The sequence below is a fragment of the Mycobacterium asiaticum genome (genome assembly GCF_001673315.1).
GTDB classification, from domain to species: Bacteria; Actinomycetota; Actinomycetes; order Mycobacteriales; family Mycobacteriaceae; genus Mycobacterium; species Mycobacterium asiaticum_B.
This window is the reverse complement of sequence record NZ_LZLQ01000097.1, coordinates 1-554: the sequence shown is the minus strand read 5'-3', so window position 1 is coordinate 554 and position 554 is coordinate 1. Positions and strand designations below refer to the sequence as shown.

1 protein-coding gene is annotated in these 554 nt (G+C 61.6%); it reads right to left on the bottom strand.

The genetic code is table 11. The features are described 5' to 3' along the window. Positions 1-137 precede the first annotated feature (137 nt). Positions 138-461, bottom strand: coding sequence for a hypothetical protein (locus A5636_RS27320; protein WP_065156726.1), 324 nt, complete (start codon positions 459-461; stop codon positions 138-140). Positions 462-554 lie beyond the last annotated feature (93 nt).

Below are 554 nucleotides of genomic sequence, written 5' to 3'. Positions count from 1 at the left end.
CATTAGCCTGCGCCGCGCTTCCGGAAGCATGTGCCTGTTCGCCCGGCTTGTAGCGACAACCTTCAATCGAGCGACAATGCTGGATGCGGGACAACCCCTATGTCCGGACATCTCACTTTGCCCGACCGTAGCGACAATCAGCCAAACCACTCACCGCGATCCTCAGACCTCCGCAGACGCCTTGCTTCGGCCCGCAAAGTCAGCACACGCTGATGGATTCGGTGTTCGGTGCCGCGTGGAAATTCCAGCGGTCCGTATCGACCCCGCCGGAGCCGGCGCACCCGGCCCCGTCCGATCTCCCAACGCAACGCGTCCGAGATCGCCTTTGACGCTCGGCCGTTGACGCAAAACCCGTGGTACTCAAGGGCATCGATCAACTCACGGATAGTCGCGGGCCCATGCAGCGCCAGCTGCCAGGTGAGCACGTAGCGCAGCTCCGTTCCTCGTAGGCAAAGTTTCATCGTTGAACCGTGCCATGGGCATCGATCCGTCGCCAGTCAGCGCGCATTCATGCTGTTTGTCGCTCGATTGAAGGTTGTCGCTACAAGCCGGGC

Excerpts from the sequence above, each read along its gene's own strand:
- A5636_RS27320 (WP_065156726.1), bottom strand. The coding sequence starts at position 461 with ATGAAACTTTGCCTACGAGGAACGGAGCTGCGCTACGTGCTCACCTGG.